The organism is Pigmentiphaga litoralis, from assembly GCF_014651835.1.
GTDB lineage: Bacteria > Pseudomonadota > Gammaproteobacteria > Burkholderiales > Burkholderiaceae_B > Pigmentiphaga > Pigmentiphaga litoralis.
Genome location: NZ_BMXQ01000001.1, coordinates 2,412,321 through 2,426,436 on the forward strand (window position 1 = coordinate 2,412,321; position 14,116 = coordinate 2,426,436).

The window sequence follows — 14,116 nt, forward strand, 5'->3', positions numbered from 1 at the left end:
CCGGTTACGCAGTCGCCATCAGCTCTTCGCGCACGATGCGCGTGCCGTCGACCATCGCCTTCATCTTGCCAAAGGCCACGTCGCGCGGCAGGTACTTCAGACCGCAGTCCGGCGCGATGATGACGCGCTCTGGCGACACATGAGGCAAGGCCCTGCGGATACGCGCTGCTACGACTTCCGGCGTTTCCACTTCATTGGTGGACAGGTCCAGCACGCCCAGGATGATGGTCTTGTTCTCCAGTTTTTCCAGCACCGAACAATCCAGCGACGACTGCGCCGTCTCGATCGAAATCTGATTCGCGCAGCATGCCGACAGTTCCGGCAGGAAAGAATAGCCGGCGGGCCGCTCATGAATCACGTGCGCATAACCGAAGCAGATGTGCACGGCCGTCTGGCCTTCCACCCCTTCCAGCGCGCGGTTCAATGTCTTCACGCCGTACTCACGTGCTTTTTCCGGACGTGCCTGCATGTACGGTTCGTCGATCTGCACGATGTCGGCGCCGGCCGCAAACATGTCCTTGATTTCCAGATTGACCGCGGCGGCGTAGTCATACGCCATCTCTTCGTCGGTCTCGTAGAAATCGTTCTGCGCCTGCTGCGCCATCGTGAACGGGCCCGGCACCGTGATCTTGATCTTGCGATCGGTATGCGCGCGCAGGAACTCCACGTCGCGCACCTGGACCGAATGGCGGCGGCTGATCTTGCCGACCACGCGCGGCACGGGATTGGGATGGCCGCTGCGATCGAGCGCCGTGCCGGGATTGTCGATGTCCACGCCGTCCAGGGCAGTAGCGAAACGATTCGAATAACTTTCGCGGCGCATTTCGCCGTCGGTGATGATGTCCAGACCGGCGCGTTCCTGCTCGCGGATCGCATGGATGGTCGCGTCGTCCTGAGCCTGTTCAAGGAATTCCGGTGCCACGCGCCAGAGTTCCAGCGCCCGCACGCGAGGCGGGAAGCGGCCCGCCAGCTTTTGGCGATCGATCAGCCAATCGGGCTGTGCGTAGGAGCCCACGAGGGAAGTTGGGAGCAGTATCGTCATCGGGAATCCTGTCTGATTTGACGTGGGGCCCGGCAAGACGACAGCCCGCGCGGACCGTGGGGAGCGGCCGCGGGAGCCCGCGGCCGGCTGGCTATTCTTGCATAAAATTGAGCGCAATCAAACTTGAGCTCGTTTCAATGAAACATGAAAAAAACTCAAGTCCGATCGACCGTTACGGCCTCAGTCCGCCTGGATGTTCAGCTTGCGAATCAGCGCCGCCCACTTGGTGGTTTCGCTGTCCATGAACTTGCTGAAGTCCGCAGGCGCCTGGTAGGCCACCGTGGCGCTTTCGGCTTCCAGCTTCTTGATGGTGTCCGGCCGCGCCAGGATCTCGCCCATGGTCTTGGTCAACGTATTGACCACGTCGGGCGGCGTGCCGGCTGGCGCCAGCAGTCCCCACCAGTTGTCCGGCTCGAAGCCTTTCAGACCGGATTCGGCGGCGGTCGGCACATCGGGAATCACGGCCTGCCGGTTCCCGCCGCTGACGGCCAGCGCGCGCAACCGATCGCCCTTGATGTGGGGCAAGGCCTGCAGCACCGTGCCCACCGACACCTGGGCGTGACCCGCCGAGACGTCTGCCAGCGCCGCACCGGCGCCTTTGTACGGCACATGAGTCATCTGAATGCCAGCCTGACTGGCGAACATCTCGGTCACCAGATGCTGCGAGCTGCCAATGCCCGACGACACATAGTTGAGTTTGCCCGGATTGGCCTTGGCGTACGCGATCAGTTCCGGCAGCGACTTGACCGGCAGTCCCGGATACACGCTGATGACCTGCGATGCCGTGGCAATCCGGCCGATGGGCGCGAAGTCCTGCGCTGGCCGATACGGCAGCTTCTTGTACAGGGTCGAGTTTGCCGTGTGGGGCGTGGATATTAGCAGCAGGGTGTAGCCGTCGGCGGGCGCCTTCGCGACCAGGTCCGTGCCGATGGTCCCGCCTGCCCCACCCCGGTTATCCACCACGAAGGTCTGCCCCAGCTTCTTGCCGAGTTCATCGGAAATGAAGCGGCCGACGATGTCATTGCTGCCGCCCGGCGCAAAAGGAATGACGACACGTACGGGGCGATTGGGATAGGACTGGGCGTGGGCGGTCGATGTCGCGGTGACCCCCGCGGTCAGGGACAGCCCCAGCAAGGCAGCACCCAGCAGGCGGGTCAGCGGATTCGTATCGGTGGCGCGCGCAGCGGCGGGCGCGCCGGCAAGGTGCGTGGGGTGCGTGGACATGCGGTCTCCAATGGGTCTTCTTGTTGGCACGCGTCGATCCGCGTGCCTTTATCGTCGCGGCGCAGGACGCGCCGTTGTTGAACCCATTGTCACGGGCACGTGACTGCCCCGCAAGAGCCGCGGCACCGACATCTGTTATCGAATTAAGTGATAGCGGGCGCCGCGGGCCGGCGTGCCCGGATCACGCCGACCGCAACGCCGACGAAATGCTGGCGGCAGTCCGCCGCGCGTGCTGGGCCAGCGGTGCATCGGCACGCAGTTCGTCATCGATCGACAGCCCCGCCACGATGATCGCGGCCACGGGTTCGTTATTGCGGCCCAGGATCGGGCACGCCATCGTGCCGACGCCCGGCCGCATCTCGCTCAACGCGAACGAGATACCTCCCTCTGCGCGGATCGTTTCCAGTCGGCTGGCCACCGCGGCATAGCGCTGCGCCCCGACTCGCGCCTGCGCGGCTTCAGGCGTCATGGCCGCCAGCACCGCTCGGCCGCTCACGCTGGCGTCCATCGGAAAGCGGGTGCCGATGTCGGTAATGATGTTGAGCGGCGTCGACGGGGTCCAGATGCGTTCAATGATGACCACGTGGTCCAGTGCGGGCACCGAGATCGACACCACCGCGCGGCGCTTGCCCACCCCCTTTTCCTGCAGCTCGATCGCATGGGGCAACGCGGCCCGGCGCACGCCCAGGCGGTCCTGCTGCGCCGTGCCCAGCACCAGGCACTGCGGGCCCAGCGTATAGACCCCGTCCCGCGCCTGCACCATTCCCCAGTGCAGCAGCGTCCGCAACAGGCGATGCACTGTCGTGCGGTCGATCTGCGTCAGGTTGGCAAGGGTCAGCGCCGACGCGCCGTCGGGCAATGGCAGCAGCGCATTGAGCACGATGAACGCGCGATCGATGACCTGGACGCGCCCGGTGGCGGTGGTGGCGGGCATGGCGGCGGAGGCCGCATCGGGAGTGGGAGCAGTCATGGCGACTTTTTAACCCAGCGGCGTGACTGGCGCTTTTTCCGATTGACGCGACGCAGGCCGGTCGCTAGTCTTTGTGTGCACACTACACACTGCAAGTGCGCAATATACACATAAGAAATCAGTCTGAGGCGGTGGGGACATCCCGGTGCACGGCGGCGTAGACTGCGTCGCTATCGAATCACGCCAGCTTTTTTCCGAAGGTGCCGCATGCCGTTTCGTCCCGTCTTTACGCCGTTTTCGATCGCTGCCACCCTGGCGATTGCCCTGCCTGGCGCCGCGCCGGCAGCCTACCCTGACAAGCCCATCCGGCTGGTCGTGCCCTTCGCGGCCGGCGGTGCGGTGGACGCCGTCGCCCGCACGGTGGCGGCGCGCCTGACCGACACCCTCAATCAGCGGGTGATCGTCGAAAACCGGGCGGGTGCATCCGGCACCATCGGCGCAGAGGCCGTCGCGCGGTCCCCTGCCGATGGCTACACGCTCCTGCTGACGGCGTCGACCGTGGTGGTCAATCCCTTCATCATGAAAGAGAAGCCGCGCTTCGACACCATCAAGGATCTGACGGCGCTCAATCTCGTGGCCTCGGGCCCCCTGCTGTTCGTGACCGCGCCCAATGTGAACGCGACATCGGCGCAGGACTTCGTTGCCAAGGCCAAGGCCAATCCCGAGCGATTCAACTTCGCCGTGGGCGGCTTCGGCGCGGCGGGTCACCTGGCCGTGGAGTCGTTCAAGTTTCGCGCCGGGTTGCCGGTGCCCACCATTCTGTACAAGGGCACGGCGCCCGCCCTGGTCGATCTGATGGGTGGCCAGGTCAGCGGCATGATCGATCCCTTGCTGACGTCCCTGCCGCCGGTCAAGGGTGGCAAGTTGAAGGCCCTGGCGATCACGGGCGACAAGCGCAGTCCGCTCGCGCCCGACGTACCGACCTTTGCCGAGGCCGGTTTTCCGGAAGTGAACTTTTCGACTTGGTACGGGTTCTGGGGCCCGGCCAACCTTCCACAAGAGGTGATCGACGCATTGGAAGGCGCCGTCAAGAAGGTCGTAGCCAATCCCGAAGTCAAGACCTGGTTCGCCAGCCAGGGACTCGATCCCTCGGGCATCTCGGGCGCGCGCTTTCGCGCGTTCATCGATCAGGCATCGGTCAAGTCGCAGCAGATCGTGAATGCGGCGCACATCTCGGAATAAGCATGCAACGCGTGCGGCCACACGCCGCGCGCATCAACCTTGAGCGCGCTCAGTCCTGATCCAGCAACATCTGCCGGACCTTTGCCCGCTGTATCTTGCCGTAGTGCGACTTGGGAATGCTTTCGGCAAACCGGACCACACGCGGCTTCTTGAATCCCGACAGCACCGCGCCGCAATGCGCGAGGAGGCGTTCGGCGTTCACGTCGGCCCCGGGCTGCGGCACCACCAGCACGCCGATACGCTCGCCCCATTCCGGATCCGGCAGTCCCGCCGCCGCCGCGTCGGCCACCCCCGGGTAGCTGCAGACAGCGCGCTCGACCTCGTCGGGCAACACCGACTTGCCCCCGGTGCGTATCACTTCCTTCAAGCGGCCTGTAATGCGCAGCACGCCCGTCTCATCGAGCATGCCCAGATCGCCACTGCGGAACCAGCCGTCCTGGAAGGTCTGCGCCGTCAGGTCCGGCTTGCCCCAATAGCCCGCGGCAAGGTGCGCGCCCCGGATCCAGACTTCGCCTTCCACGTCCGGCGCGGCCGGGCCGTCATTGCCGTCGATGCGCACCTCGCATCCGAACAAGGGACGACCTGCGGTGCGGATGCGCGCCTCGCGCGTGGCCGGATCGCGCAGCGCTTCGGGCGACTGATAACAGCTCCACGACGCTTCGGTCAGCCCATAAATAATGCCGATGCGCGGTCCGAACGCATCGATGGCGGCCTGGAACACCTCGGGCGGAATCGCGGCGGCGCCCACGTCGATCGTGCGCAGGGCCGCCAGGTCAGTGTCTTGCGGCCGCGTCTCTTTGAGCAAGCGCACCAGATGCGTCGGTACGAGTGAGGTGGATGCTGCCCCATAGTGCTGCAACAGGTCCAGAAAACGCTGCGGCTGGAAGCGCCCGGCCAGCACGACCGTGCCGCCCGCAGCGATCTGCGCAAACACGACAATGGCCGCGATGGGCCAGATCGGCCGCATGTTCAGCATCACGTCGCCCGGGCCCTGGCCGCGGCCTGTCACGATGTTGTGCAAGGCGGACGTCAGGCTGCCGTGCGTGATGATGACGGCCTTGGGCACTCCGGTCGTCCCGCCCGTGTAATTGAGCGACGCCATGGCATCGGGCGCGGGCCGCGCCAGCGGCTCGGCGCGGCGCGGCGCGGTGGCTGCGTCCACTTCCAGCGGCACGATGCGCACCTCGGGCACGGCAGCACGCAGCGCCTGTGCGCGTTCAACATGTTCATGACCAAAAGCCAGCAGCCGCGCGCCGGCATCGCGCAACTGCGCGGCTTGCTCATCCAGGCTCAGGCTGGGATCCAGCGGCACGCGCACCAGTCCTGCCGACATCAGCCCGTAGTCCCACAGCAGGTAGTCCGACGTGTTGTCGCCCAGGATTGCCAACCGGTCCTGGAATGCATGTCCCTGGTCACACAGCGATGCGCCCAGGCCGAAGGCCAGGCCCGTGAACTCGCCTATCGACAAGGCGCGGCCGCTGTCCGCGTCGATGACCGCAAGCTGTTCAGGCCACTGCTGCGCACAGCGGCGCAGGACACTGCCCACATTCATGACCAGCCTTCCATCACGACGCGGCCTTCCACCGCCTTGGCATCGACCAGGGCATGGCCGTGCGACGCTTCGTCGAACGACACGGTGGCCGAAATGATCGGCTTGATCTGCCCGCTGGCGAGCATGGCCAGAGCATGGCGGATATCTTCCAGCGTGGCGCTGCCCGATCCGGCAATTCGGATGCGGCGGCCAATCAGCAGACCCGGCGATACATCGACTGGCTTGCCATCCAGATTGCCCAGCACGACCACGATGCCGCCTTGCGCCATGGTGCGCAGCGTTTCCGGCAGGGTCATGCCCAGGTTGTCGATCGCCACGTCCACGCCCTGCTTGCCCGTCAGGCGCCAGACTTCGGCACCGAACTTCAGGTCGGGGGCCACCACCACGTCGTCGGCGCCCAGCGCTTTCAGGTGCTCGGCCTTGGCCGGGCTGGAGGTGACCGCGATGGACCGCGCGCCGAGGGCCTTGACGATCTGGATCTGATGGATGCCCAGCCCGCCGCTCGCGCCGGTGATCAGCACCGAATCGCCCGGGCTGACATTGGCCAGCGTGCGCAGCGCCCGCAGGCTGGTGCCGATCGGGCAGCAGGCCAGCGCGGCCGCTTGCCACGGCAAGCCGGCGGGCACGCTGATGGCCATGGTAGCTGGCACGCTCACGTATTCGGCATAGCCACCCACCGTATCGACCGCCGGCAGGCCCAGCGCGCGGCACATGTCCTGCCGGCCGCGCAGGCAATTGCGGCACAGGCCGCAGAACTGGCGCTGATAGATCACGACGGCGTCGCCCACCTTGTGGGTGATGACGTCGGCGCCGACCTCGATCACCTCGCCCGCGGTTTCATGGCCCAGCACGACGCCGGTCTTTGCGCCCGGCAGCTTGCCCGCGCGATGCAGGATATCGTGGTGGCAGATCCCCGCCGCGCGCACGCGCACCAGCACGTCTCCCGCCCCCGGACGGGGCATGTCGACCTCCTGGACCTGCAGGGTATCTGGACCGCCAAAGGCGGAAAGGATGACGGCTTTCATGGAAACTCCAGGATTGAACGGGGGGCTGGCGGCAGGGCTGGCATGCGGCGGCGAAGAATCGCTGTCGCACCACCGCAAAGCCCGCCTGGATGTGCGTTATATGCACAGTCTGTTTATATCGCACACATCGGCTATAGTTTGGGACTCGAGCCGCAGGGTGTCAACGCCCAACGTCCGCTCGTCATGACAAGGAGCGTCCATGACCATCGAATTCCGGCCCGTTGCCAACGGCATCCATGAAGTCCTTCTGCAACGGCCCGAGCGCATGAACGCTCTGGACACGGCCAGCAAACGCGCGCTGGGCGACATCTGGCAGGCGGCGAACGATGACCCCGCCGTCAAGGTGCTGATCGTGCGCGGCGCCGGCGACCGCGCGTTCTGCGCCGGGTCCGATATCAAGGAAATGCAGGCCACCGGAACCATGGTCGATACCGACACGCTGATGCGCGCCATTCCCGGCATCGGTGTTGAACTGAACAAGCCGGTCATTGCGGCCCTGCACGGTTTCACGGTCGGCATGGGCCTGACCCTGGCCATCCATTGCGACTTCCGCATTGCCGCCGCCACCGGCAAGATCGGCTTTCCGGAAACGCAGCACGGCATGCTGTCGGGTGTCAGCGCCCTGACCTTGCCGGGCATCGTGGGCGAAGCCCGGGCGCTGGACCTGATGCTGACCGCGCGCATGCTGACCCCACAACAGGCGCTCGACATCGGCCTGGTCGACCAAGTCGTGCCTGACAGCTGGCAGGCCGCGCTGGAATTGGCGGACCGTCTGGTCGCCAATTCGGCAGCCGCCATGGCACAAACCAAACACCTGATCCTGCTCGACCGCCGCCGCCGCATCCGCGAGCATGCGGCGGCCATCGACGCGGCGCGCGTGGCGATCCTGGAGTCCAAGGAATTTGGTGACGTCGTCAACCACACCCCCGGCGCGGGCCGCGTCCGCGACAACTGATTGCTGCGGATTCTTGATCTACAGTCAAATATGATTGGACCCATGACGGGTTTTTCGCAACCCCCGACAGGAGGACACTGCAGTCTGTTCCTACCTATCGGAGTGTGTCATGCACGTTTTCATCACCGGCGCGACCGGCTTCATCGGCGGCTCGATCGCCCATCATCTGCAACAGCACGGCCATACCGTCAGCGGCCTGGCGCGTAACGAAGACAAGGCGCGTCAGCTGAAGGAACTGGGCATCGAGCCGGTCGTTGGCACGCTTGACGACGCCGACGTGCTGGCCGACGCGGCCCGCCGCGCCGATGCCGTCATCAATGCCGCCGACAGCGACCATCGCGGCGCGATCGAAGCGCTCATCGACGGCCTGCGTGGCAGCAACAAGCCGCTGCTTCACACCAGCGGGTCCAGCCTGATCGGCGACGACGTGGGCGGCGATCGCCTGTCCGACCGCATCTTTGATGAAGACACTCCCTTCATCGTCGAAGACGGCAAACAGGCGCGCTACGCCATCGACAAACTGGTGCTGAACGCCGCCGAACAGGGCGTGCGCGGCGTTGTCATCTGCAACACCATGATCTACGGCCGGGGCGCCGGACTGCATGCCGACAGCGTGCAAATCCCGCCCCTGGTCGAGCAGGCCCGCAAGAGCGGCGTGGTGCATGTAGTCGGCAAAGGTGTGAACCGCTGGTCGAATGTACACATCGAGGACGTGGTCGAGCTGTACCGCCTGGCGCTGGAAGCCGCCCCCGCAGGCGCCTTCTACTTCGTCGAAAACGGTGAAGCCTCGTTTGCGGAAATCGGCGCCGCCATCGCGCGCCGCCTGGGCCTGGGCCCGGTCCAGTCGTGGACAGTGGACGAAGCCACCCGTGAATGGGGCCGGGGTCATGCCCGCTATTCCTTCGGTTCCAACAGCCGGGTACGCGGCGTGCATGCCCGTCGGGACCTCGGCTGGTCGCCGCGCCATGCGTCGGTGACCGACTGGATCGAACACGACATGCCGCTGGCCTGAGCCGCGCTGTCATTTACCAACAGGAGTTTTTTAATGAGCATCCCCGCATTCGGGCTTGGCACCTTCCGCCTCAAGGACCAGGTCGTCATCGACTCGGTCAGCACGGCCCTGGAACTGGGCTACCGCTGCATCGACACGGCGCAGATCTACGGCAATGAAGCCGAGGTCGGCAAGGCTATTTCAGATAGCGGCGTGCCACGCGATGACCTGTTCATCACCACCAAGATCTGGGTCGACAACCTGTCGCGCGACATGCTGGCCGACAGCTTGAAAGACAGCCTGGATCGCCTGCGTACCGACCGCGTCGACCTGACGCTGATCCACTGGCCCTCGCGCACCGTGCCGGCCGCCGAATCGCTGGCGGCCCTGGCGCGCGCGCAGTCCGACGGGCTGACGCGTGCCTTCGGCATCTCGAACTTCACGACGGCGCAGATGCAGGAAGCCATCGACGCGGTCGGCGCGGACCAGATCGCGACCAACCAGGTCGAACTGCATCCTTACCTGCAGAACCGCAAGGTGGCGGACTTTGCCCGGCAGCACGGCATCCACATCACGTCCTACATGACGCTGGCCTACGGCAAGGTGCTGAAGGACCCGGTGCTGGAAGCCATTGCCGCCCGGCACGACGCCACGCCTGCGCAGGTGGCGCTGGCCTGGGCCATGCAACTGGGCTACGCGGTCATTCCGTCGTCGACCCGGCGCGAGAACCTGGAAAGCAACCTGCGCTCGCGCGACCTGCGTCTGTCGCAAGAGGACATGGCGCAGATCGCGGCGCTGGAGCGCGGCGAACGGCTGACCAGCCCGGCCTCGATCGCACCAGACTGGGACTGATCACCGTCCAACCCGAGCGTGCCCAAGCTTGAGCACGCTCAGTTCTTTGACAGATCCAGCGTGGACGCGTCGAACAGTTCCGCAATGTCCACCTGCCGGGGCGACAGCCCCTGCTCGTGGTGGTAGCGCAGGAAGGTCTCGAGCGTGTGCCGGTTGGCCTCCACGCCATAGCTCCAGAAATCGTCGCCCATCAGGGCGCGCGACGCATGGTATTCCGACACCCCCCAGGGCAGCGACGTGTACAGATGGCCGATCTGCGCAAGCTCGGTCATCGCCAGTGCCTTGGCCTGGTTGAAGGCCTTGTACACGCTGACCGGCAGCCAGGGGTGCCGCTCCACCAGGGCGCGCCGGATGCCGATCACGTGCATGATCGGGAACAGCCGGGTGCGCCGGTAGTAGTCCTGCTCGACCTGCTTGAAGTCGGGGAACAGCAGGCCCACGTTCGGCGCACCGCGCGTGAAGGAAGACGGCGCCTTGGCGCTGAACACCGCATCCAGTTCGCCATTGGCCAGTTGCTCCGACAGCGTCGCGTTCGGCGCGATCTGCGCCAGGTCGATATCGCCGGGCAACTGCAGCGGCGCGCGTTCCTGGCGGCCTGCCTGCTCCACGCCGCCCCGCCGCCAGTGCACCTGATTGGCACGCACCCCGTAGTCATCCTGCAGCATGCCCCGTATCCACACGTTGGCGGTGATCTGGTATTCGGGCACGCCGATGGTCTTGCCCGCCAGGTCTTCCGGGCGTTGAATGCCGCGATCGGTCCGGATGTAGATGCCCGAGTGGCGGAACACGCGCGACACGAAGGCAGGAACGGCCACGTAGTCGGCCTGCCCTCTGGCTGTCATCACCGTGTGACTGCTCAACGAAAGTTCGGAAATATCGAAGGCCTGACCATTGAAGGCGCGATGAAAAATCTCTTCGGGGTGCAGGGCGAGCGGCAATAGATCGCACCCTTCCACCGTTACCCGGCCATCGAACAGGGCGCGGGTGCGGTCGTAGTCACAACAGCCAAGGCTGAGCTGCAAGCGGTTCATGGGAGGGTCCTCAATAGGTGGCGCATGCTCATGTCATTGGGCCTTGATGTTGGCGTCTTTTGCCGCGGCGCCGTACTTCTGAAAGTCGCTGCGGATGAGCTGCATCATTTCTGTTGATGGCAAGGTGAGCATGTCCAGGCCTGCGTCATTCAGGCGCTTTTTGACATCCGCCATCTCGGCGACGGCACGTACATCCGCTTCGATTTTTTTTGCGATCGCCGGAGGTGTCCGCGGCGGAGCCATGAATCCGTAATAGTTGTCGAGAGAAAAGTCCTTGAGTTCCGCCACTCCTGACTCGCGAAATGTCGGTACCCCGGCTGCCGAGGTGCTCGGATCCTTGGAAAACAGCGCAAGAGCACGCAGCCGCCCGCTTTTCGTGAATGCGATCGCCGCGGGCGCGGAAACGGCGGCAACCGGTACATGCCCGGCCAGCACGTCGGCGACCGCCGGCGTGCACCCGCGATACGGAACATGCAGCGCCTGGATCCCCGTGGCGTGCTTCATCATCTCAAGGCCGAAGTGATGGGGACTTGCTGCATTGCAGCTGGCAATCGCGTACTTGCCAGGGTTGTTCTTCAGTAGGCTGATGAACTCGCGAGTCGTCTTCGCAGGCATGGCTGCCGGATTGGCGACCAGCATCATCGGAGACGATGTCACCAACCCAAGCGGTACGAAGTCTTTGGTGAAGTCGAAGGTAAGCTCGGGATACACCACCTGGTTGATGATGTGTGTGTTTGTGGCCAGCAACAGGGTGTAGCCGTCGGCTGGCGCACGGACAACTGCTTCGGCGCCGATTGAACCTCCGGCACCTGCCCGGTTTTCCACGATGACCGGTTGCTTCCACAGCTCGGAAAGCTTTTCTCCGAACACCCGAGCCGTCACATCGGCCGCCCCGCCCGGTGTGAACGTGACGATGATCTTGACGGGATGCGCCGGAAAGGACTGGCCTGCCGCCATGCCGGGAATGGCCGCGGCAACACCAATCAGACAATGCAGAAACAAACGAGTTTTCATGACGACTTCCAGTAGAGGGCGGCGCATTTGCGCCATAGCGTTGAAGGGAAACGTTTATGCTTTCCTTGCGCCCCGTCCTGTCCAGCAGGGGCGTTGTCAGGCGGCGTTGCGTCAAGCGGCATGCCACGGACGCACATCTTGATCAGCGGGCCAGCCGACCATGTCTAACCGACACCTTCATCTCAATTCACTCAAGGTCTTCGAAGCCGTGGCGCGCCACCTGAGCGTCAAGAAGGCTTCGGAGGAACTGTGCGTGACACCCGGAGCGGTCAGCCGGCAGTTGAGCCAGCTCGAATCCTTGATCGGCGCCCCGCTGTTCCAGCGCACCCGTCAAGGCCTTGAGCTGATGCCTGCTGCCCGGCTGTGCCTGCCCAGATTGCAAGAAGGGCTGGCAGCGCTGCGCGAGTCCGTCGAACTGATCTATGAACACACCGAATCGCAGCCCTTGCTGGTGTACGCAGCGCCCGCATTCGGCATGCGTTGGCTGATGCCGCGGCTGCACCGGTTTGCGCTTGCGCATCCCAGCATCGATGTACAGGTATCGACCCGGGTCAGCCCCTATGTCGGGCGTCGCGGAGCGACGCAAGCGACGTTGGGCCTGCGTGCATGGACGGATCAAGCCGATGTCGTGCTGATCTTCGGGGATGACCGCTTGGCAGAGAACGCTCCGGATCTCCATGTCGAACGGCTGATACCTCTGTCGATCACACCTCTGTGCCATCCGCGTCTCCTTGAGCGCGCGAATGCCATGCGTGTACCCGAAGACGTGCTCGAACAGACGTTGTTGCACGACCATCGCGGCCTGCGATACGGCGACCGGTCGTTCTGGCAAAGTTGGCTGGACGCTGCGGGAGTGAGCAAACCAGGCGGCGATATCGGCCCCCGTTTCACCCATTCCGTGCTTGCGATCGAGGCTGCAATCGAAGGCGTGGGAATCGTTGCGACGACGCCTGTCCTTGCGCTGGACGCACTGAGATCGGGCGCCCTCGTTGCCCCCTTCGATCTGGAGGTGGCCCTGGATTCTGCCTATTACCTTGTGAGCAAGCCCGCCACCTACGAACGCGCCGACGTGACCCTCTTTCGGCGTTGGTTGCGCGCGGAAGCTCAGCTTGAAGTTTCCAGACTGCCTTTGGGCGAGACGATGTGACATTGGACTGCATGCGTGCGGCGGAGCCGCGCGGTCTCGCTCGATTCGATGGACTCAGTTTAGGGAGCTTTCCCGCTCGTCGGCGAACGACTTTTACTCAATGACCGATTGAGTTTCCATCATCTCGCTCAGGCCTCGCGCGCGTGCCGCCGTGCCGCGGCCGCGATCCGGATGCAGTCGATCAGTTCTGTGACCACCTGCGGCCGCACGCCATCGCTGCGCAAGGTCAGGCCGACCGACCCGGTCGTGTGCCGGGTATCACAGGCCAGGCGCACCAGCGTGCCGCGCGCAATGTCCTGTTCGACCGTGCCGACTGCAATGAACCAGATCGCATCGCTGGACTGCACATAGGTGCGCGCAAACGAATCGGACATGGTCTCGATGCTGCCGCCTTCGATCGATGTGCTGGACCGGATCAGGAAGGAATCGATGCTGTGCCGGATCGCCGTGGCAGGGAGCGGCAGCATCATGCAGTAGGGGCTGAGCGCATGCGGCTCGACGATGGGCATGCGCGCCAGCGGATGTCCGGGCCGCACGACGATCACGACGTCTTCGGCATACAGATGTTCATAGGACACGCCAAGCATCTCGGACGGATCGGCAAGGCGTCCCAGCAGCAGATCGATCTCGCCGCGCTTGAGCAGCGCCAGCAATTCGGCGTTGACACCGATGTGGACCTTGAAGCGGGTGGCGGGCCACTTCTGCCGGAACATGCGCACCGCTTCGGGTGCCACGGTTTGCGCCACCGTCGGCAAGGCGCCGAAAGCAATGGTCGGCGCTTCGGGCCGCACCGCCGACGACACGTGGTCCAGACCTTCGCGCAGCGTTCGCAGGCTGCTGCCCGCGTAGCCCAGCAAGACCTGTCCGGCCTCGGTTGCGACAACCCCGCTGCGCGATCGGGTGAAGAGCCGCACGCCCAGCATGTCTTCGAATTCGGACAGCGTTTTGGACAAGGCGGGTTGCGAAATGCCCAGGGCATGGGCCGCTCGCCCCATGTGACCATGCGAGGCAATCGCCAGCACGCAATGCAGATGCCGAAGTTTGGTGCGATTCCAGCCGGTCAGGTCATGGTCCATGAACGCTCCTCCCGCGTGCACGAATCATAACCAGAAGGAAAACAAGCATCCACAA

The 14,116-nt window shown here is 64.7% G+C and carries 13 protein-coding genes; 5 read left to right on the forward strand and 8 right to left on the reverse strand.

From position 1 onward, the window contains the following. Positions 1 to 4: 4 nt before the first annotated feature. The 3 genes from IE116_RS10895 to IE116_RS10905 form a co-directional block, all read right to left on the reverse strand. Positions 5 to 1,042, reverse strand: coding sequence for a uroporphyrinogen decarboxylase family protein (locus IE116_RS10895; protein WP_189612347.1), 1,038 nt, complete (start codon positions 1,040 to 1,042; stop codon positions 5 to 7). A gap of 180 nt (positions 1,043 to 1,222) precedes the next feature. After that, the gene (locus tag IE116_RS10900; protein WP_189612349.1) at positions 1,223 to 2,266 is read right to left on the reverse strand and encodes a Bug family tripartite tricarboxylate transporter substrate binding protein; all 1,044 of its coding nucleotides are present in this window, start codon (positions 2,264 to 2,266) and stop codon (positions 1,223 to 1,225) included. Between the two features lie 181 nt (positions 2,267 to 2,447). Continuing rightward, positions 2,448 to 3,236 (reverse strand): IclR family transcriptional regulator, encoded by a 789-nt coding sequence (locus tag IE116_RS10905; RefSeq protein ID WP_189612352.1) that lies wholly within the window; start codon positions 3,234 to 3,236, stop codon positions 2,448 to 2,450. A gap of 207 nt (positions 3,237 to 3,443) precedes the next feature. Between IE116_RS10905 and IE116_RS10910 the strand changes: the two genes are divergently transcribed. Beyond that, positions 3,444 to 4,418, forward strand: coding sequence for a Bug family tripartite tricarboxylate transporter substrate binding protein (locus tag IE116_RS10910; protein WP_189612353.1), 975 nt, complete (start codon positions 3,444 to 3,446; stop codon positions 4,416 to 4,418). A gap of 49 nt (positions 4,419 to 4,467) precedes the next feature. Here the strand turns inward: IE116_RS10910 and IE116_RS10915 are convergent, their stop codons facing one another. Together IE116_RS10915 and IE116_RS10920 are read right to left on the reverse strand one after the other, a co-directional pair. After that, positions 4,468 to 5,970 carry a class I adenylate-forming enzyme family protein gene (locus tag IE116_RS10915; RefSeq protein WP_189612356.1) on the reverse strand — a complete coding sequence of 501 codons (1,503 nt, stop codon included), beginning with the start codon at positions 5,968 to 5,970 and terminating at the stop codon, positions 4,468 to 4,470. Then, positions 5,967 to 6,995: an alcohol dehydrogenase catalytic domain-containing protein gene (locus IE116_RS10920; protein WP_189612358.1), complete on the reverse strand. Its 1,029-nt coding sequence runs from the start codon at positions 6,993 to 6,995 to the stop codon at positions 5,967 to 5,969. Before IE116_RS10920 ends, IE116_RS10915 begins: the two co-directional genes overlap by 4 nt. A gap of 199 nt (positions 6,996 to 7,194) precedes the next feature. Between IE116_RS10920 and IE116_RS10925 the strand changes: the two genes are divergently transcribed. The 3 genes from IE116_RS10925 to dkgB all read left to right on the forward strand — a co-directional run bounded on the left by IE116_RS10925 (position 7,195) and on the right by dkgB (position 9,793). Further along, complete coding sequence (locus IE116_RS10925) at positions 7,195 to 7,950, forward strand: enoyl-CoA hydratase/isomerase family protein (protein ID WP_189612360.1); 756 nt, start codon at positions 7,195 to 7,197, stop codon at positions 7,948 to 7,950. A 109-nt stretch (positions 7,951 to 8,059) separates the two neighbouring features. After that, positions 8,060 to 8,962 carry an NAD-dependent epimerase/dehydratase family protein gene (locus IE116_RS10930; RefSeq protein WP_189612362.1) on the forward strand — a complete coding sequence of 301 codons (903 nt, stop codon included), beginning with the start codon at positions 8,060 to 8,062 and terminating at the stop codon, positions 8,960 to 8,962. Positions 8,963 to 8,995: 33 nt separating this feature from the next. Next, on the forward strand, positions 8,996 to 9,793 hold the full coding sequence (dkgB, locus tag IE116_RS10935) for a 2,5-didehydrogluconate reductase DkgB (protein ID WP_189612364.1): 798 nt from the start codon (positions 8,996 to 8,998) through the stop codon (positions 9,791 to 9,793). A gap of 38 nt (positions 9,794 to 9,831) precedes the next feature. Here the strand turns inward: dkgB and IE116_RS10940 are convergent, their stop codons facing one another. Then, positions 9,832 to 10,824: an ABC transporter substrate-binding protein gene (locus IE116_RS10940; RefSeq protein ID WP_189612366.1), complete on the reverse strand. Its 993-nt coding sequence runs from the start codon at positions 10,822 to 10,824 to the stop codon at positions 9,832 to 9,834. A gap of 33 nt (positions 10,825 to 10,857) precedes the next feature. After that, positions 10,858 to 11,838, reverse strand: coding sequence for a Bug family tripartite tricarboxylate transporter substrate binding protein (locus IE116_RS10945; RefSeq protein ID WP_189612368.1), 981 nt, complete (start codon positions 11,836 to 11,838; stop codon positions 10,858 to 10,860). A gap of 160 nt (positions 11,839 to 11,998) precedes the next feature. Here IE116_RS10945 and IE116_RS10950 point away from each other — a divergent pair, with 160 nt between their 5' ends. Next, a complete protein-coding gene (locus tag IE116_RS10950; RefSeq protein WP_189612370.1) occupies positions 11,999 to 12,985 on the forward strand; it encodes a LysR substrate-binding domain-containing protein in 987 nt (328 codons plus the stop codon). A 128-nt stretch (positions 12,986 to 13,113) separates the two neighbouring features. Here IE116_RS10950 and pcaQ read toward each other — a convergent pair whose 3' ends face one another. Beyond that, entirely contained in the window at positions 13,114 to 14,061 is a 948-nt protein-coding gene (gene pcaQ, locus IE116_RS10955) for a pca operon transcription factor PcaQ (protein ID WP_189612372.1), read from the reverse strand. Positions 14,062 to 14,116 lie beyond the last annotated feature (55 nt).